14 protein-coding genes are annotated in these 17,772 nt (G+C 39.3%); 3 read left to right on the top strand and 11 right to left on the bottom strand.

Annotated elements, in window-relative coordinates:
* Window positions 1-96 precede the first annotated feature (96 nt).
* From ACJ5H0_RS06600 to ACJ5H0_RS06590, 3 genes are all read left to right on the top strand, one after another.
* Window positions 97-396 (top strand): hypothetical protein, encoded by a 300-nt coding sequence (locus ACJ5H0_RS06600; RefSeq protein WP_411248287.1) that lies wholly within the window; start codon window positions 97-99, stop codon window positions 394-396.
* A 424-nt stretch (window positions 397-820) separates the two neighbouring features.
* The gene (lpdA, locus tag ACJ5H0_RS06595; protein WP_172279222.1) at window positions 821-2,209 is read left to right on the top strand and encodes a dihydrolipoyl dehydrogenase; all 1,389 of its coding nucleotides are present in this window, start codon (window positions 821-823) and stop codon (window positions 2,207-2,209) included.
* A 148-nt stretch (window positions 2,210-2,357) separates the two neighbouring features.
* Window positions 2,358-3,158 (top strand): patatin-like phospholipase family protein, encoded by an 801-nt coding sequence (locus ACJ5H0_RS06590; protein ID WP_172279220.1) that lies wholly within the window; start codon window positions 2,358-2,360, stop codon window positions 3,156-3,158.
* Window positions 3,159-3,194: 36 nt separating this feature from the next.
* Here ACJ5H0_RS06590 and ACJ5H0_RS06585 read toward each other — a convergent pair whose 3' ends face one another.
* The 11 genes from ACJ5H0_RS06585 to ACJ5H0_RS06535 all read right to left on the bottom strand — a co-directional run bounded on the left by ACJ5H0_RS06585 (window position 3,195) and on the right by ACJ5H0_RS06535 (window position 17,763).
* On the bottom strand, window positions 3,195-3,635 hold the full coding sequence (locus ACJ5H0_RS06585) for a hypothetical protein (RefSeq protein WP_273648505.1): 441 nt from the start codon (window positions 3,633-3,635) through the stop codon (window positions 3,195-3,197).
* Window positions 3,636-3,711: 76 nt separating this feature from the next.
* Window positions 3,712-4,407, bottom strand: a complete 696-nt coding sequence (locus ACJ5H0_RS06580) for an ABC transporter ATP-binding protein (protein WP_345987597.1) — start codon at window positions 4,405-4,407, stop codon at window positions 3,712-3,714.
* A 79-nt stretch (window positions 4,408-4,486) separates the two neighbouring features.
* Complete coding sequence (locus ACJ5H0_RS06575) at window positions 4,487-4,957, bottom strand: hypothetical protein (protein ID WP_411248285.1); 471 nt, start codon at window positions 4,955-4,957, stop codon at window positions 4,487-4,489.
* 542 nt (window positions 4,958-5,499) lie between these two features.
* The gene (locus ACJ5H0_RS06570) at window positions 5,500-6,033 is read right to left on the bottom strand and encodes a hypothetical protein (protein ID WP_411248283.1); all 534 of its coding nucleotides are present in this window, start codon (window positions 6,031-6,033) and stop codon (window positions 5,500-5,502) included.
* A 2-nt stretch (window positions 6,034-6,035) separates the two neighbouring features.
* Window positions 6,036-7,295, bottom strand: a complete 1,260-nt coding sequence (locus ACJ5H0_RS06565; protein ID WP_411248281.1) for a condensation domain-containing protein — start codon at window positions 7,293-7,295, stop codon at window positions 6,036-6,038.
* Window positions 7,292-8,563: a condensation domain-containing protein gene (locus tag ACJ5H0_RS06560; protein ID WP_411248279.1), complete on the bottom strand. Its 1,272-nt coding sequence runs from the start codon at window positions 8,561-8,563 to the stop codon at window positions 7,292-7,294. Before ACJ5H0_RS06560 ends, ACJ5H0_RS06565 begins: the two co-directional genes overlap by 4 nt.
* 210 nt (window positions 8,564-8,773) lie before the next feature.
* Window positions 8,774-10,045, bottom strand: coding sequence for a condensation domain-containing protein (locus tag ACJ5H0_RS06555; protein WP_411248277.1), 1,272 nt, complete (start codon window positions 10,043-10,045; stop codon window positions 8,774-8,776).
* A gap of 3 nt (window positions 10,046-10,048) precedes the next feature.
* Complete coding sequence (locus ACJ5H0_RS06550; RefSeq protein ID WP_411248275.1) at window positions 10,049-12,454, bottom strand: glycosyltransferase; 2,406 nt, start codon at window positions 12,452-12,454, stop codon at window positions 10,049-10,051.
* Window positions 12,447-13,247, bottom strand: coding sequence for an alpha/beta fold hydrolase (locus ACJ5H0_RS06545; RefSeq protein WP_411248273.1), 801 nt, complete (start codon window positions 13,245-13,247; stop codon window positions 12,447-12,449). Before ACJ5H0_RS06545 ends, ACJ5H0_RS06550 begins: the two co-directional genes overlap by 8 nt.
* Window positions 13,238-13,510: an acyl carrier protein gene (locus ACJ5H0_RS06540; protein ID WP_228456966.1), complete on the bottom strand. Its 273-nt coding sequence runs from the start codon at window positions 13,508-13,510 to the stop codon at window positions 13,238-13,240. The genes ACJ5H0_RS06545 and ACJ5H0_RS06540 overlap by 10 nt, the downstream gene beginning before the upstream one ends.
* A 14-nt stretch (window positions 13,511-13,524) precedes the next feature.
* Window positions 13,525-17,763, bottom strand: a complete 4,239-nt coding sequence (locus ACJ5H0_RS06535; protein ID WP_411248271.1) for a type I polyketide synthase — start codon at window positions 17,761-17,763, stop codon at window positions 13,525-13,527.
* Window positions 17,764-17,772: the final 9 nt, after the last annotated feature.

Genomic DNA, 17,772 nt, shown 5'->3' with positions numbered 1-17,772 from the left:
AGATTGTGGTATGATATATGTAATATTTACTCCGAACTTGAATGAAGTTAATTAATTATATTTTTTTTATTAAAATCATTCACAAAAGTAAAGGTCATGAACAAGTTTTTTATAACAACAGTAGTATTAATAGGTTTATCGATGAATGTCCAGGCTCAGAAGCGCCCGGCACCTCCGCCACATCCTTCGAGAACCGAATTGATAGAAAAGAAATCGCAAGAGCTGGAAAGAAAATACAATCGGGAAAGGAAACTTATTTTGAACCATCCGCTGGCTACCAAAAAGATGAAAAGAGACCAGTTAAAGGCTTTGGATGAGAAGTACAGGATTGAAAAAAAAATTACTGAAAAAACTATAATACTCCGGAATTTATATACGACTCAAAAGAGCAGGTAATACCTGCTCTTTTTTATTATGTTTTTTTAAAACTAAGTATATCGGATCGTTATTAATTAAACCAATCGGCACGGAACTTCCAAATCTTTTGTAAGATAGTAATTAGTGCACGCATTTCTATTGCCTGTTTCTTATAACCTGTAATCACGAATTAGCTGAGACTATGAAAGTACCGGTGATTATTTAAAAGCTGAAATAACAGGGATTTTTTAGGATTATTAAAATTGAAATTGTTTTGGGAGAAGATTTTGTATTGTGAAATTTTTTGTATAATATAATATTTGTTATGAATATTTTGTTGTGTTATGTTTTTTATTAATTATAATCAAATGAAATTTTCTATATGATTCATTATTGGATGAATTTGCATAAACGTGAATCATCCCATATTTTTTCCTTAAATTCGCATAAAAATTTTAAGCTAATGAATTACGATATTATTGTCATCGGAAGTGGTCCTGGTGGATATGTTACAGCGATTAGAGCGGCACAGTTGGGTTTCAAAACTGCAATTATCGAAAAAGAGAATTTAGGTGGAATTTGCCTTAACTGGGGATGTATACCAACTAAAGCTTTATTGAAATCTGCTCAGGTTTTTCATTATATTAATCATGCTGAAGATTATGGTTTAAATAAAGTAGAGCCAAGTTTTGAATTTCCAAACGTAATTCAAAGAAGCCGTGGTGTTGCCAACAAAATGAGCAAAGGAATCGAGTTCTTAATGAAAAAAAATAAGATCGATGTTATCCTTGGTACGGCTAAAGTTTTAAAAGATAAAAAAGTATCTGTTACAGATAAAGACGGTAAAGTGACTGAATATGCAGGAAGTCATATTATCATTGCAACAGGTGCACGTTCAAGAGAATTACCAAATTTACCACAGGATGGTAAAAAAGTAATCGGATACAGACAGGCATTATCTCTTCCTGAGCAGCCAAAATCTATGATTGTTGTAGGTTCAGGTGCAATCGGAGTAGAGTTTGCCGATTTCTATAACACGATGGGAACAAAAGTGACTATTGTTGAGTTTATGCCGAACATTGTTCCTGTAGAAGATGAAGAGATCTCTAAACATCTTGAGAAATCTTTGAAAAAATCAGGAATCGAGATTATGACCAATGCTTCTGTAGAAAGCGTGGATACCAGCGGAGAAGGTGTAAAAGCAAATGTAAAAACTGCTAATGGAAACATTACCCTGGAAGCTGATATTTTACTTTCAGCGGTTGGTATTGCTGCCAATATCGAAAATATAGGATTGGAAGAAGTAGGAATCCAGACAGATAAAGGAAGAGTTTTGGTTAATGAGTGGTATGAAACTTCAGTTCCCGGATACTATGCCATCGGTGACCTTATCCCGACTCAGGCCTTAGCACACGTAGCTTCTGCAGAAGGAATTACATGTGTTGAAAAGATCAAAGGATTGCACGTAGAGAAAATTGATTATGGCAATATTCCTGGATGTACTTACTGTCACCCTGAAGTTGCTTCTGTAGGTCTTACAGAAAAGCAGGCTAAGGAAAAAGGATATGAAATCAAAGTAGGTAAATTCCCTCTTTCTGCAAGTGGTAAAGCAACTGCAAACGGAAATACAGATGGTTTCATCAAAGTTATTTTCGATGCTAAATATGGAGAGTGGTTAGGATGTCATATGATCGGTGACGGAGTAACTGATATGGTTGCCGAAGCTGTTGTTGCAAGAAAATTAGAGACAACAGGGCACGAGATCATTAAATCTATCCACCCGCACCCAACTGTTTCTGAAGCAATCATGGAAGCAGCTGCGGCAGCTTATGGAGAAGTGATCCACATTTAATCTATAATACAGAAATATTTAAAAGCCCAGATTATTCTGGGCTTTTTCAATATAGTTTATGCAGGAATATTTATTAAAATAATTTTAAAATTAGAATATTTCAAAAAAATAATCAGATTTTCTCGCCCTGTTTTCTTAATTTTATTCTATGAATCTTGAGAAAGTAGGGCTTGTTTTATCAGGTGGCGGTACCAAGGGTATTGCACATGCCGGAGTTTTAAAATTCCTGATTGAGAAGAATATTGATATTGATGTATTGTCTTGTTGCAGTGCAGGTTCTATCGTAGGATGCCTGTATGCAGTCGGTAAAACACCTGAAGAAATTCTGGAATTCTTCAATTCGGTTTATTTTTTCAACTGGAAGCATTTTACATTCAACCAGCCCGGGCTGGTATCCTCCATTATTTTTACCAACTATTTAAGACCCATTTTTCAGGATATGAAACTGAAAGATCTGGATAAAGAGGTTAAGATCGTAGCTACGGAACTGGTGTCCGGGACGCAGAAAATTTTTGATGAAAATTTTAAAGTTACAGATGCAATTATTGCCTCATGTTCTATTCCCGGGATTACAACGCCTTATATCATCGGCGAAGAGATGTATTGTGATGGAGGAGTATTAAATAACTTTCCTGCAGATATCATCAGGGAGGAATGTGATAAGCTGATCGGGGTTTTTGTATCTCCGCCCCATGAAATCGATATTAAAGATTTAAAATCCATTAAAGCTATTGTTTCACGCTCTTATGACCTTCTTTCGTACAGAATAGAGAAAGGAAAGTTCGATTATTGTGATTGGTTCATTACCTCACAGGATCTTTCCAATTACGGAACTTTTGAAAGGAAAAAGGATCGTCTTGAAGAGATTTTCAATATAGGCTATAATTCGGCAAAAGAAAGTTTTGCAGAGAGTAATTTTTATACCCAGATCAAACAATTAGGTACATAAAACAAAACTCCCGCATCCAATGCGGGAGTCTTTATTTTACTTTTTTACCACGATTCCATCCTGTTGTACCACAGTATTACCACTTTCATCACTTACAACGAGCGTATAGGGTGCTTTCGTTGCTGAATCGGTGAGGTAATTTCTCCAGACCTGGTAATGAAATCCTTTATTTACGAAATCATAATAATAATTACCTCCGGAACCATCTGGAACAAGCTCTCCGTCACTGATGATCATATTAGGTTTCGAGGTAAGTTTTGAATTGGCTCCCCATGCCTGATAAAGGTATTTTCCGTTAGGTTGAAGATCGATCCGTATTTTAAATTTCTTTGTTTTAATAATAACGGTTTTGGGAACCTGCTGGATATATTCTGAACTGTTTTCAGTTTTTATAACCGGATTTTCATTAGCAGCGTATGCATAAGCTGGAGAAGCTAATGCTATAATAAATGTGCCCATTAAGATTGTTCTGATCATGGCAATAGGTTTTAAAATTAGATTACCTGAATCTAATCAAATATAAAGCCATTAAAAAATCAATACAATTTAAATCTTAGCTGGTATGGCTTGCAAAAGCTTCTTCCAGGCTGCCGAATTTTCCTTTGAATTCTTCAATCGGACAATCCTGAAGGATATTTCCTTTATGGATAAGAATTACCCGTGAGCATAATGCTTCAACCTCCTGCATAATATGGGTTGACAGCAGAACGGTTTTTTCTTTACCGATCTCTTTTACCACATTTCTTATTTCAATAATCTGATTAGGATCCAGACCGTTGGTAGGTTCGTCAAGAATGAGAAGATCAGGCTGATGTAGAATAGCCTGTGCCAAACCAACCCTCTGCTTATATCCCTTGGAAAGCTGGCTGATTTTTTTCGATTTTTCAGGAGTGATCCCTACAAGCTCTATCACTTCATTAATCCGTGTTTCAGGGATTTTATGAATATTAGCCACAAACTGCAAATATTCTTTAACATACATTTCCAGATACAGAGGATTATTTTCGGGAAGAAACCCAATATTCTTCTTAGCTTCTATCTCATATTCCGAAATATCTTTATCATTAAAGATGATTTGCCCTTCATCTATTTTTAAAGCTCCGACAATGGATTTCATTAAAGTAGATTTTCCTGCGCCGTTAGGTCCCAGAAGACCAATGATTTCATTTTTATCAATGGAGATGTTAATCTGGTTAAGGGCGGTTTGGTCACCAAATTTTTTGGTTAAATTGATTATTTGAAGCGACATAGGGGTAATGATCTTTTGCAAAATAAAATAAAAAAACTCATTCTTAGGAATGAGCTCTGCTATATTGTAAAAATAATTATTATTTTTTCGTTTTCTTATTTTTATTGCCGGAATTATAAGATGATGCTGAAGTGTCCGGCTTATTGGAATGAACATTGTTCATCATGGCAGTCCTCTCATACAGAGATGATTTCCCATTTGTTTTTCCGAAGATTTTATCGACCTGCTTCTTATTTAAGAATTGAGATTTTCCAACATATTTTCGGTTTTTATTAATGAACTGGATAAACTGAACGGTTGGCTGGCCATAGTTTTTCTCGTAATGGAGTTCAATGATATCGTTTGGAAGCTCCAAAGCGATGTTTCCTTCAGGAAGGGAAATAAACCCGTCCGTAATCAGTTTATATAGATCAGAGACATCTCCGTTCAGGTTTTGAAAAGAAAAAGATCTGAAAGTATTGAGGTTGCTGGTATTGAGATCCTGGTAATTGATAGTGAATTTATCCTCCTTTTTATATAAGCCAACAGAGTTATCTTTACCAATTTCCACTAGAGTCTCATTTTTTAACACTTTAATTTGTGCAAAAATTGAAATACCGAACAGACAAGTAAATAGTAAAATTATTTTCCTCATTGGATTGATTTTTAACATTTTATAATATGGCGTCCTTGCAATTCCGGGATCAGATAGCATTAAAAACTTCGTCCCTAAAGCAAAAGTAACATTTTTTTTTTGATATTTATTTTTGAAATATGCGCTATGTTATGTACAACATCTAACTCTAACGCAAAGAGTTTATTCCGAATCACGCTGAATTACCCGGCTGTTCACGAAAATGTAAAAGAGTAATATGATTTTGGATAACAGAAAGTTGCGGGGAACAGATCACCCGGAATAGATATCCGGTAAGAAATGGGTAAAATAAATTTTTCATGTGTTTTAATTGTGTTACTAAGACAAATCTATGATATTAAATTTAATTAATTCAATTTATCCCAAAAGTTTGGAAAATTTTTGAACAGCGACCCTACAATGGCAGGTTTTTATGTTTTGAACAGATGAGTCTGATAAACACGGAATTTACTATTCAATTATTCTGAAGTGTTTGCTGGAAAAGGTTTATACAGGTATTTCCTTAGTTTATTAACGGGTAAATAGACGGAAAGTACAGACAGTATTCCTGCAAGTGCTCCTACCAGTATTGCCATTGCCATAGCATCGAGCTTGTAGTTTGTTGAAAATTTGTACTGAGCAAATACCAAAAGAGAAAGTACAAGAAGCCCGCTGATAACACCATGTAATATACTGAATTTCGTCATGAATTTTTTTGTATTCAGCTTGTTATCTACCATGAATTCTATTGTCCCCTCTTCTGCAGCGGCAGTCACTCTTTTGGTGATATCGATCGTGAGGATAACCGGCAGGAAAATGGCCATTGGCAAGGTTAGCCGGGCCAGATTCTGGGTACCCGAGAAGAAATGAGTATAACCCAGCTCGTGAAAACTTGCGTAGGCAATAATAAAATTAAGAAATGCATTCGGAAGAACATAGTAGATCGTCCGCGTTAATAAAAAGCGTTTGAGAGTGGTTTTCTTTTTTATTGTAGGGGATTTATCCGTTTTCATATTTAGTTCTGTAAAGATACAGTAAGTAGTTCAAGGGCTTTATCTTTAATTTCTGTGGCTTTCTGTCTAGACAGGAAATCTTCATTCGACATAAGCGTAAAATCCATTTCCTGCTTGTAGGTAGTGGTAACCAGGGTGTTCGAATTGAGCCAAGGAAAAGCGACGGTGGGACTCATAATCGTTTCGAGCTCAAAACGCTGATATTGATCCGGAATATTAATTTTTCCCATGTTGGATAGGGTAATATCATGTCCGCCATGGGTTGATTTAAGCATGCTGATCATGCGTTCGACAAGCGGGTGCATCTGTTCACCCATCCAAAGAAGTTCCCGTGCTTCTATTTTTTCTAATTTCTCAAGAAGGTCTTTTTTGATGTGTCCTGCCTGGTCAAATATCCCATGATTTCCTTTTTTCAATGATAGTTCTATGGTAGGAGCAAAAGCAAATACATGATCCTGCTTTATTTCCGGAATAAAATGGCGCACGTCCACGGGGCTGATCACTTTTCTTTTAGCCTCAGCTCCCCGGATTTCCTGAAACGCCTGCATGAATGAAGCGCACAACAGCGAGTGTACAGAAACACCATGCGCTTTACACTTGCTGGTGATCTGGTTCGTTATTTCCGGGTTCAGTTTCCAATGGATCACATAGTTTTTTCCAAGATTTCTTTTTTTACTTTTCTTTTGCATCAGAAAGAAGAGCCTGGCCATGAGCAGATATAATCTTGCTTTGCGTACTTTCTTTTTGGTATTAAAACCAGATGGCAGGAAGTCATCAACTGAGCTGAATGCCTGGTATGTATCCAGTTCCATAGTTGGATCATCCAGCAGGCAGAGAAGCTCCCGCATCAGGGTTACCTGGGAAGTTCCATCACAAATGCAGTGGGGAAGTACCCAGAGAATTTCGGAAACCTCATTTCCTTTAATCCATACCAGTTGAGCCAAAGGTTTCCGATGATCTTCAAACATGCGGAACCATTCTTTTTCAGACTCATGCAACCAATCTTCATCGGATTCCCGGTCTATGATCCGAAGGGGAATGGCTTCCATCTCTCTTTCTTCTATAAAAAAGGGATATTGTTCAGTATCGGTATCGATCCTGGATCTGAGCAAAGAATGTTTTTTCTGGATTTTTTCTAAAGCTGTTTTAAAATCTGCTTCATGAAGTGTTCCTTTGATCTTTGCTGTAAATACGCAATTGAGGGGTGTTCCGGAATCAACATACATGATTCTCTCCACCATCATTAGTTTTCTCTTGATCATGATACTGCTGAATATTCAAGTTTTAATTTTATAGTATCAAGGATGTCCTTACGAATGGCCTGTGCATCTGAGTAAGGTAGATATCCTTCACTACTGATAAAGCAAAAATCCATTTCTCCCTGAAAGGTTGAAACTACAAATCCGGTAGTCTGGCCCAGAGGGCCCAAAGCTGAAGGGCTGAAAACGGTATCTACAGTAAAGTTCCTATACTCATGGGGTACCTGAATAAGGCCAAGATTAGAAAGCATACAATCATTGGTTGCTTTTCCATTCCTCAGGATTCTTGTGAAATTATCCAGGGCATAATGCCATGATTCAATGATCATCATCTTGGTATATGGATCCAGTTTTGAGGTCTTACGCTTCACGTGCTTCTGCATCTTCCGTACATTATCCAGAAAATTTAATTTTTCATTAATCGAAACTTCAACCATCAGCCCGAAGGCAAAAATATGATCATGTTTGATTTGTGTTGTTAGACGTCTGATATCCACAGGGCAGCAAATTTTATTCAATGAAGCTTTCCCCCTTATTTTTTTAAATGCCTGAAGAACAATTGCACAAAGAAAAGTATTCACGGTAAAACCATTGGATTTACAATAGGAAATTACTTGTTGAGTCATTTCCTTGTCAAACTTCCAATGGATCATATAATCGTTTTGCCTCTCTATTGGTTTTTTGTTTACAGGAGCATATTTAATGATGGTAGATGCCACTCTGCCGAGTACTTTTGCTTTAAGCTTATGCCTTCGGCTGTTTAATATGTTTGCAGGAACAATATCCTGGATTCCAAGGATGGGATTTTCCACACCAATATCAGCGGAAGGGTTGTCCAATACCTGTAAAAACTCATACAATAGTGTCATTGCGGAACCTCCATCGCATAAACAATGGTGAAATGAGAAAAACATGTCTGAAACTTCTTCTCCTTTGATCCATACAAACCTTATCAGGGGGAACTTTTCATGATCGAAAGGCATATACCATTCTTTCATGGATTCTTTCTGCCAGTCGTCTTCTCCCTGCCGGATCACAATTCTTATAGGAATAGGTACAATTTTCTGGGGCACTTCAAACCATGGAAGGTTTTCTTCGTCATGGGTTACATGTGCTTTTAACCAGGGATGTTTATTTTGAAGCAAAGCCAGAGCCCGCTGAATTTCTTCCAATTTGAACGTACCCCTTAATCTGAACGGGATAATGCCATTAAAAGCCTCTGTTCCATCTCCTAATATCATTCGTTCTCCAAATAGTAGTTTTCTTTTCATAGGTTATATCAAATTAATGTTTTTCTTGTTTTTTTTATGCAAAAGCTTTCCGATCATTCCAACCTACATTCTTGCTGTCTGCTGCAAAGAGATCCAAAATGGATCTCTTTAGTTTTATATCATTCCGTTTACTTCATCTGCTTCCCGAATAATACCGGACAAGGAGTAACTTTATCAATCTTTTAGTTCATATCAATGATGTTTATCTGATCATAATACTTCGGCATATTCCAGTTTAAGTTGAATGGACTTAATCATCTCATCACGTATGGCTAAAGCTTCAGTGTATGGTAAATATCCCTCACTACCCATAAAAGAAAAATCCATTTCTCCCCTGTAGGTAGATGTTACCATGGTTGTTGTATTGCCCAGAGGACCGATTACAGAAGGACTGAATATGGTTTCAACGGAAAATTCTTTATAGTTCTCAGGAATCTGGATCCTTCCCAGATTGGAGAACATACAATCATTGGTAGACCTTCCTTGTTTCAGAAGCCTGGTGAAGTTTTTCAGGGCATCGTGTCCGGACTCCATTACCATCATTACCATGTACGGGTTAAGCTTGGATGTTTTACGTTCCACATCTTCCTGCATAAGCGTCAGATTGTCTTCAAAGCTCACTTTTTCATTGGATGACAGGGTAATCATCAGCCCGAAAGCAAAGATATGATCCTCTTTTATCTGTGAGGCAAAACGCCTGATATCTACAGGACAGGAAACTTTATTGAAAGCCGCCGGACCTTTTACTTTCTTAAAAGCCTTAAGCAATGAAGCGCTCAAAAAAGTATTCACGGTAACCTTCATGGCTTTACAGTAAGAGATCAGTTGACTGCTTGTCTCACGATCAAATTTCCAGTGGATGAAGTAGTCATTTTTCCGGTCAATGGCTTTTTTGTTCACGGGTATATATTTTATCGCTGTGGCAGCGACTCTCCCGATAAATTTTGCTTTCAGCCGCTGTCTCCGGTTCAATAAAATAGCTGATGGAACCACATCCTCAATTCCCAATATCGGATTCTCTGTTCCAATATCTGCCAATGGATTATCCAATACCTTTAGAAATTCATCTAAAAATGCCATTGCAGAACCACCGTCAGACAGACAATGATGGAAAACAAAAAGCATATCTGATACTCCTTCTCCCTTGATCCATACAAACCGGATAAGAGGAAATTGGTCATACTTAAAAACGGTTTGCCATTCCTTTATGGATTCTTCCTGCCAATCGTTTTCCCCTTTTCTGACCACAGTCCTTACAGGAATAGGAACAATAGGATCCGGTACTTCAAACCACGGTACTTTCTTTTCATCATGTGTGATGAGTGCTCTCAGCCAAGGGTGCTTGGCCTGGATCTGATATAAGGCATGCCGCACGTCTTCTTCCCTGAAATCTCCTTTTAACCGGAAGGGAATAATTGCATTGAAGGGTTCCGTTCCATCCCCCAGCAACATGCGCTCACCAAATAACAATCTTCTTTTCATGACTTAAACAGAAACTAATGTTGATTGTTCTTGTTGTACAAAATTCTCCAGTAGCTCTACAGCCTTATCATTGCCACCAGCAGTAAGGAATGTTGTCTGAACTTCTTTTGCTGCATTGCGGTAAGCAGGATCTTTCAGCAATTCAAAAACCGTTTCACGGAGTGAATCTATGCGTAATCTTTTATAGCGGATACTCTTGCCACAACTAGCCTGTTCGATGAGTTTTGCGATGTGGAAATGATCGTAGGCAATCGGTGTGATCAGCATTGGTAATCCATTACGGAATGTATCATTAACTGTATTAAAACCTCCGTGGCAAATTACCATATCCATATGAGGCATTAATGCCGATTGAGGTACAAAACTGTTTACAATGAAATTAGAAGGCCATTCTTCAAAAATATCCGGTGGCGTGGCCGCAACGATAGTTACCGGCTGATCCGCGAATGCCGCAATGATCTTTTCGAAAAAGGCTTTTCTGATGTCTACCAGCAGTGTTCCTAATGATACAAATATTTTGGGTGTAGTAGCCGCATGCAAACGATCCCAGTCAAAAGGAGCATCATTGGGACGTCCTTTCACAGGACCTACAAATTTCATATGGTCAGGTACTGTTTCAAAACCTGCGAAAGCCTGAGATGTAAATACAAGGTTTAATTTATGGGAATGGATGAAAATTCCATCATCATCAATCCCAACTTCTTTTTGGAGATCTTTGATGAGGTTTTGTTGCCATTCAAATATTTTCGGAGCACTTTTTTCTGTATCTCCCATAACATCTGGAGGTACAGGAGTAGTTGTTACACATGGAATATTGTGTTTATGAGCAAAAAGGGCACCTCCGAAAGTAATACAGTCATTAACGATAACATCAGGTTTCCAGTTTTCAGTAAGACGGCTTAATCCGGGCATCATCATTTTGGCAAAAGGAACATAAGTTTCCTCTAATGCCAGTTTCATAACTTCAGGCCCGGAACAGGCGGGTCCGTCATCCTGTCTTTTTAAAATACGTTTGATCTCATCCTGATAGGGAATAAGATCTTCTTCAGGATAGAAATACGATCCTCCTTCCGGAATATGTTCATCTCCTAGCGGGGTAATCCCGAACCATTTTACTTCGTGCCCTCTTGCGATAAGGCTTACACCGACGCTCAGAGTAGGACTGATATGTCCAAAAAAAGGAGGGATAACAAACAGGAATTTCGAACGGGATTTTATCTTTTGTGTTGCATCGGTAATAGCTTTTTCCAGTAAATTGGCAGCTGTTACCGTACCTCCGGCCTCAATGAAAGACTGACGGATGACTTCTGCTGCTTTACGATAATCAGGATTGTTAAGGATCTGCTGTACCGCCTCTTTTAAATGGTTTGATTTGAACCGGTTAAAATTAAGACGCTCACCAGCTCCTGTACGTACTACACGTCCTGCTACATGGGATTGGTCATAGGCAATCGGAATAACAACCAACGGCAGTCCGTTTGAAAGCGTTTCGGATACCGTATTATGTCCCCCATGGCAAACGACACCATCAAGATGCGGCAAGAGATCCAATTGAGGAACCTGCTGATATACCATGAAATTTTCCGGCCAGCTGTCGAAAAGTTGAGGATCTGAAACAACTACAACCGTTAGGTCTTCATCTTTAAATGCGTCAATTACTTTTTGGAAAAAAGCTTTTTTATGATCATGATCGAAAGTCGTACCGATACTTACAAGAATTTTCTTTTGAGTGCTGCTGTTAAACCTTTCCCAGTCGAACTCACAGGATATCCGGCGTTCCGTAAGAACAGGACCTGTAAACTGGTAATTAGAGGGTAGTTCCATTTCACCAAAGAAATATCTGGACGTTAAAACCATTGCTAAGAGGTCTGAGGAAGCCAAAGAATGGTCTTCCATTATTCCCAGTTCCTTTTGCAGTTCAATGATTTTATTTACTTCCCACTCATGAACCTTTGGTAATTCATCCATGATTTTGATGGCAGCGGGTGCAGTAACAGTAGTACTGTAAGGAAGGTTTAGCTTTTTTGCAGCAATAGCAGCTGCAAATAGCTGATGATCACCGATTACAAGGTCAGGTTTATAAGAATCGAGTAAATGGACAATACCATTATAGCAATGCCTGTTCAGTGGGATAAGTACATCATCGTAAAGAAATTTGATGCTGTCTATTCCGTATACTACTTTTTTGGAAATAATATCCAGGTACTGTTCGCTATCTCTTTTTTCTTCGTCAGTTTGATCGTATTGGATAAGCAGGAGCTCTCCTCCTGCCGGAAGTTTGGTATTAAGATTTTTGTCAAGACTGATCCATGCCACTTCATGTCCTCTGTTCAATAATTCAGCCCCGATACTCAGGGTAGGGTTGACATGGCCCGTCAACGGTGGAACAACAAATACAAATTTAGCCATGATTTTGTGTTAAGGTGTTAGATTTAGATAATGATTTGGATAAAAAATGCACAATAGCCTCAGCGATCTGAGCGGGTTCCTGTATCGGGATATTATGATCTCCAGGAATGAGTTCAAGTTTTGCCTGGCCGAGTTCTTTCTCTAGCCATTCTCCCGTAGGACGACAATTGGACTGATCCCCATATAAAAGCAATGCCGGAATATTTATCTTTGTAAGATCGGTTTCAGTAAAGAAATCTTTCTCTCTGATCATATCCGCTTTGATACTGGTCTCATAAAACAGGAATTCATACATTCTGTGATTTTTTTCCATTTGCCTTTTGCCCATCTGCACTTTTGTAGTGTCTGTAAAATTGGCTACATAATGTTCCAGGAATTCCTTACTGTACTGATCGATAATCCCCCGGGTTTCTTCATCCCTGGGATCAGGAGCTTCCATAATTACCAGCTGGTCTATACGGTCTGCATATTTCAATGCTGTTTTCAAAGCAATAAGTCCCCCGAAACTATAACCTACCAAATGAACTTTTTTCAGGTCAAGGAAATCAATAAGGCCAAGAAGATCGGAAGCCATATTTTCAAGATCGTATCCATCGAGTATACGTTCACTCATTCCATGGCTTTTTAAATCATACATTACTACGTGGTAATGCTGTGCCAGGATGGGTGCTATGTTAAAATAGTAAATGGACAGATTGCTGAACATCCCATGGATAAGCACAACCGTTTCCCGGACACCTTTATTAAGTTCCTGAATATGAATTTTCCTGTTATCAACTGTAATTATTGGCATTCGTAAATATAATTGATGATCATACGGAGATCCAGGTTGATCAGCTGGTCGAGGTCCATAGAAGACAACCACCCGGTAAAATCAATCTGATCGCCAAAATGTGCTTTTATTTTTTCAGAGAAAGAGACAATTTCTATACTGTCCATTTCAAGATCTTTAGTAAATGAACTCTCCGGAGTGATATCCATCTCTTCAACAAATTCCTCTCCTATAACTTCAGTGATAAAACCCTTCAAAAGAGTGAATAATTCCTCGTGATTCATTTTTAATGTGTTGTTCATAGTGTCCATCCGATAATATAATTTTGATGTTTTATGGTTTTTATTTCAGTTTGGTTGATCCACAAATGATCATCCTTTATTAGTTGTACTTCGTATGCTTTAGGATTGCCTTGCAGTCCTTTTCCCAGGAACTTTCCGTAGGCTTCTTTGGCAACCCAGAAGCGGGTCGTCCATTCCGCCTGATCCCTGCCCTTTAATAATTCCAGCTCAGAATCTGTGAATACCAGATCATAGAAACCGGAACTTCTTTCCTCGATCGTTTCCATATCAATTCCTACGGACTTTCCATGGCGTGCGATAGCTACAGCCTCTTTTCCCTTATGGGCAAGGGACACATGGATATCCTGTGTGAAATCGCTGATGAGGTAAGGCTTGCCCAGTTCATCTGAGCCTATTTCAAATGTAATAGGATAGCAGGCGTGATTCTTTTGTTCACGGAGTAAATTCCTTACGGCGTCTTTTACAGCAACCCGGCTCACCATCCAGTTTTTCTTCTTGTTGGGTAGTAATTTTTGGTGGTATTGTTTTTCCGTCTGGTTGAAATATCGCTTCAGGATAAAGTCCCAGGAAGCCACTCTGGTATAAGCCTGATGGAAGAAAAATACCTGAGGTGCTATTTCTTCTGAAAGACGGTTGTGAAGAGGAGACATGGAAACATTCCATAATGCTTCATCGATTTCAAGTCTTCTGTTCTGCCAGCCTGTAATGGCACACCACACCTTTTCATCTCTTTTCAGTATAATGTTGGCGGTGGCAAATTCCTCATTTAAATCGGTAAGAATACAGGTACATTCGAATAATCCGTCCTGGTCTTCCATGTTTCCGAAGAATTCAATATCCCTTATTTTTACCGGAAAAGCAATCCTGTCTTTAGTAAGGGTAAGCTGCAGCCACAAGCCAAATAGTTGTCCTGCATTATCCAACAGGGAACCTTTTCCGCCATTTCCTTTAATAGTTCCTATAATACCTTTACTTCCAACGGATAAAATTTCTGTAATTCCCTGATAAGCATCTCCATGGAACATATGTTTATCATAGATTTCCTCAGGAGTACGATGGATGGGTAGCAGATCTCCGATCGAAAGATCAAAAACCGGTACGACAGGAGGTGAAGATCTTAATATGACTTCAGCATTGGCGAAATTTTCTATATCAAGATAAGCGTGGGTTGAAGAACGCCATTCTCCATTCACTGTTTTTTCAAATGGTTTGGCTACGTTCATCCATTGGAATACGCTAATGTTCATTATTTTATGGACCTGCATTTCCGGGATCTCAGCCTGGGCTATTTCTGCCAGTAATTCGAAGATCATGGTCATGGGAATCACAGGTTCCATATCCGTTACATCAGGCCAGCCTGCAGGTTGTCTAAGCAGACTATGGTCGATGAGGTATGGATGGGTATCCAGATTCACATGCAGGGATTTTGAAAAATTCTTGCTTACAGGTGCTTTAGGTTGAGTAATTACCGGACTTTGAGTTGTAGTTTTTGGTCCGTGCTGGAATAGCGTTAAAACTTCTTCTTGCATACGGATCATATCCGCAATATTTTCCTGGAAAGCCTGCACAAGAGGATGCCCGCTTTTCGCTGCGATTGTAGCAATCCCGTTTTGTGCCGGTACATCAAAAGATTTAGCCAGTGTTTTGGCTTCTTTAAAATTACGGATGATAGGTGATCCCAATTCCAGTTTAATACCTTTACCTGATGATTTTTTAGAAGCGTGATGTATTTCTAAAAAGTCGAGTGAAATATCTTTACCCTCCACAAATAATGCGGCAACTACACGTTGTAGCTGGGCAAGAGAAGATCGGGTAGCGACACTTGATGCTAATGTACTGAATGGTCTCCCTTTCAAAGTATCATCTATAAAGCCGATCAGTCCTCCGGTACCTACCTGGATAAATAATCTGGCTCCCTCTTCATACAATTTCTCCGTCAGTTCCCTGAAGCGTACAGGCTGAACCAAATGTTCCGCACTTAGTTTTCTGATGGCCTCCTCGTCCGAAGGATAAGGCTCCAACGTCGTTGCAGACCATAACGGGATTTTCGTTTTCTGGAATTGTGCTTTTTCCATTCCCTGCAGGATTATATCCAGTTTATCTGCGATAAAAGGTGAATGGAATCCTGATTGGAAGGGAAGTATCTGATGAAATATCTGCTGGGCTTTTAATAAAGGGACCAGTTCTTCCAGTGCAGCATTACTGCCACAAAGGATTACCTGATTCGGGCAGTTATCATTGGAAATATAGATATTCGGAATTGTTTCAATAATGGGGGTGATGGTATCAATACCTGCCCCGATCGCAATAAACTTAGAATCTTTTAGTTCAAATGTTTCAGGATTCAGAACATCGATCAGTGCTTTTACAGAATTCACTTCTGCCAGCTCAGAGGAGTAGCCGGCCAGCCATTCTCCCAAACTGTGTCCCGCATTCATATCCGGTATTATGCCTAGTTTTTTCAATGAATTATCCAGGATACTACAGTTGTTGAATATGTTTAGTGCATCCGTAAGTAAGCCTTCGCCCTCTGTTTGTATTGGTTCTGTTAATCCGAAATAACGGCTTACGCTTTCTACTTCGCCTTTTGCCAGTCCATCCAGTCCAGGGAATACAAAAGCAACTTTTCCTCCATCATGAAGCAACGGAGTATTGGTGTACCAGATATCCTGTTTATTACGCCAAGGTTTGTCCTTGGATACAATTTTAATAAGTTTTTCTATTCTTTCAGGAGTAGGATCAAACATGGCCACCCTGTAGTTTCCTTCTCCGGTTGTACTTTCGTTATTCTGTAAAGCTGAAAGTAACTCCTGATGTGTTTTTCTGGCCAGTAGTAATACGCGGTCTTTTTTAGGCATATCGTATCCTTCAAGAACCACGTGGGCATTGATTCCTCCAAATCCAAATGCATTAACAGCGGCTACTTTCGGTAAGCCGGTTTTAGACCAGCTTGTAGGTTCCTGTACCGGTGCGAATCTGGTTTGCTGCATATCGGCAATAGGATTTTCGCAATATAATGTTGGGGGAAGGATATCATGATGCAGGGCCAGACACGTTTTTATTAAACCTGCAATACCGGCTGCCGGCATGGCATGTCCGATATTGGATTTAACGGATCCAATACCTGCCGTAAGAGCAGATTCTTCTTTTCCAAAAAACTGAGCGAGCGTTTGAAGTTCTATTTTATCTCCAAGCGGTGTCCCTGTGCCATGAGCTTCAAGATAACCGATTTTCTTTTCATCAAGGTCTGCATTGATCCATGCCTGTTGCAGTGCCTTCAGCTGGCCTTTTGCAGAAGGGCTCATAACACTGGTGCCACTACCGTCACTGCTTACACCAACTCCTTTGATCACGGAATAGATCTTATCCTGATCCCTGATGGCATCTTCCAGACGTTTCAGGACAATAAATCCGCAGCCTTCTCCAATCAATAATCCATCGGCATCCATGCTGAAAGGTTTGATCTGCTGTTGGCGTGACATGGCGCCCAATTGGGCGAAAATACTCCAAAAAGCTGCATTTTGTCCTGTGTGTACGCCTCCGGCAATAACCATATCACAACGGCCTCTGTTAAGCTCCTGAACAGCGTGGTCTACTGCGATCAGAGAACTGGCACAAGCGGCATCTACTGTGAACGCGGCTCCTCCCAGATTGAACCGGTTGGCCACTAAAGAAGCAACAAGGTTAGGGATCAGTCCCATTGCAGTATCTGCAGCAAAGCGTCCTTTTCTTTCCTGGAAAGCATGTTTTACTTTTTCAATTTCTGCAGGAGATATTTGTGGAAGCAACTCCTGAAGCAATGAAGATATTTGTTCCCCGGTCCTTACGATTTCGATAGCACGGGTAGCTCCCGGGCCTGTATAATTTCCTTTACCAATGATGATTCCTGTTTTTTCGAGCGAAACCTGTTTTTTGAATACACCAGCATCGTCTAATGCTTTTTGCACCAGATCAAGGGTTAGCAAATGATCAGGTTCGGTGCCTTCTACAGCTAACGGTAAAATACCATAGGCGGTGGGGTCAAATTCATAATCGGGAATGAATCCGCCACGCTGACAATAAAAACGGTCAACCGAACCTGGTGTATCGCTGAAATGGATCGGATCAATACGATCCGCAGGTGCAGTTTGGGTAGAATCTACCTTATTAATGATATTTTGCCAAAAGGTGTTGGCATCCTGTGCTCCGGGGAAGACACAGGATAGGCCAATTACAGCAATATCTGTTTTTTTCATAGTTATCTG

It is taken from the genome of Chryseobacterium proteolyticum, assembly GCF_046591535.1.
Classification (GTDB): Bacteria; Bacteroidota; Bacteroidia; order Flavobacteriales; family Weeksellaceae; genus Chryseobacterium; species Chryseobacterium proteolyticum.
The sequence above is the reverse complement of the archived record's forward strand: the minus strand, read 5'-3'. Positions and strand labels throughout refer to the sequence as shown.

Excerpts from the sequence above, each read along its gene's own strand:
- lpdA (WP_172279222.1), top strand. The coding sequence starts at position 821 with ATGAATTACGATATTATTGTCATCGGAAGTGGTCCTGGTGGATATGTT.
- ACJ5H0_RS06545 (WP_411248273.1), bottom strand. The coding sequence starts at position 13,247 with ATGCCAATAATTACAGTTGATAACAGGAAAATTCATATTCAGGAACTT.
- ACJ5H0_RS06590 (WP_172279220.1), top strand. The coding sequence starts at position 2,358 with ATGAATCTTGAGAAAGTAGGGCTTGTTTTATCAGGTGGCGGTACCAAG.
- ACJ5H0_RS06540 (WP_228456966.1), bottom strand. The coding sequence starts at position 13,510 with ATGAATCACGAGGAATTATTCACTCTTTTGAAGGGTTTTATCACTGAA.
- ACJ5H0_RS06580 (WP_345987597.1), bottom strand. The coding sequence starts at position 4,407 with ATGTCGCTTCAAATAATCAATTTAACCAAAAAATTTGGTGACCAAACC.
- ACJ5H0_RS06600 (WP_411248287.1), top strand. The coding sequence starts at position 97 with ATGAACAAGTTTTTTATAACAACAGTAGTATTAATAGGTTTATCGATG.
- ACJ5H0_RS06570 (WP_411248283.1), bottom strand. The coding sequence starts at position 6,033 with ATGAAAACGGATAAATCCCCTACAATAAAAAAGAAAACCACTCTCAAA.
- ACJ5H0_RS06585 (WP_273648505.1), bottom strand. The coding sequence starts at position 3,635 with ATGATCAGAACAATCTTAATGGGCACATTTATTATAGCATTAGCTTCT.
- ACJ5H0_RS06550 (WP_411248275.1), bottom strand. The coding sequence starts at position 12,454 with ATGGCTAAATTTGTATTTGTTGTTCCACCGTTGACGGGCCATGTCAAC.
- ACJ5H0_RS06560 (WP_411248279.1), bottom strand. The coding sequence starts at position 8,563 with ATGAAAAGAAAACTACTATTTGGAGAACGAATGATATTAGGAGATGGA.
- ACJ5H0_RS06535 (WP_411248271.1), bottom strand. The coding sequence starts at position 17,763 with ATGAAAAAAACAGATATTGCTGTAATTGGCCTATCCTGTGTCTTCCCC.
- ACJ5H0_RS06565 (WP_411248281.1), bottom strand. The coding sequence starts at position 7,295 with ATGATCAAGAGAAAACTAATGATGGTGGAGAGAATCATGTATGTTGAT.
- ACJ5H0_RS06555 (WP_411248277.1), bottom strand. The coding sequence starts at position 10,045 with ATGAAAAGAAGATTGTTATTTGGTGAGCGCATGTTGCTGGGGGATGGA.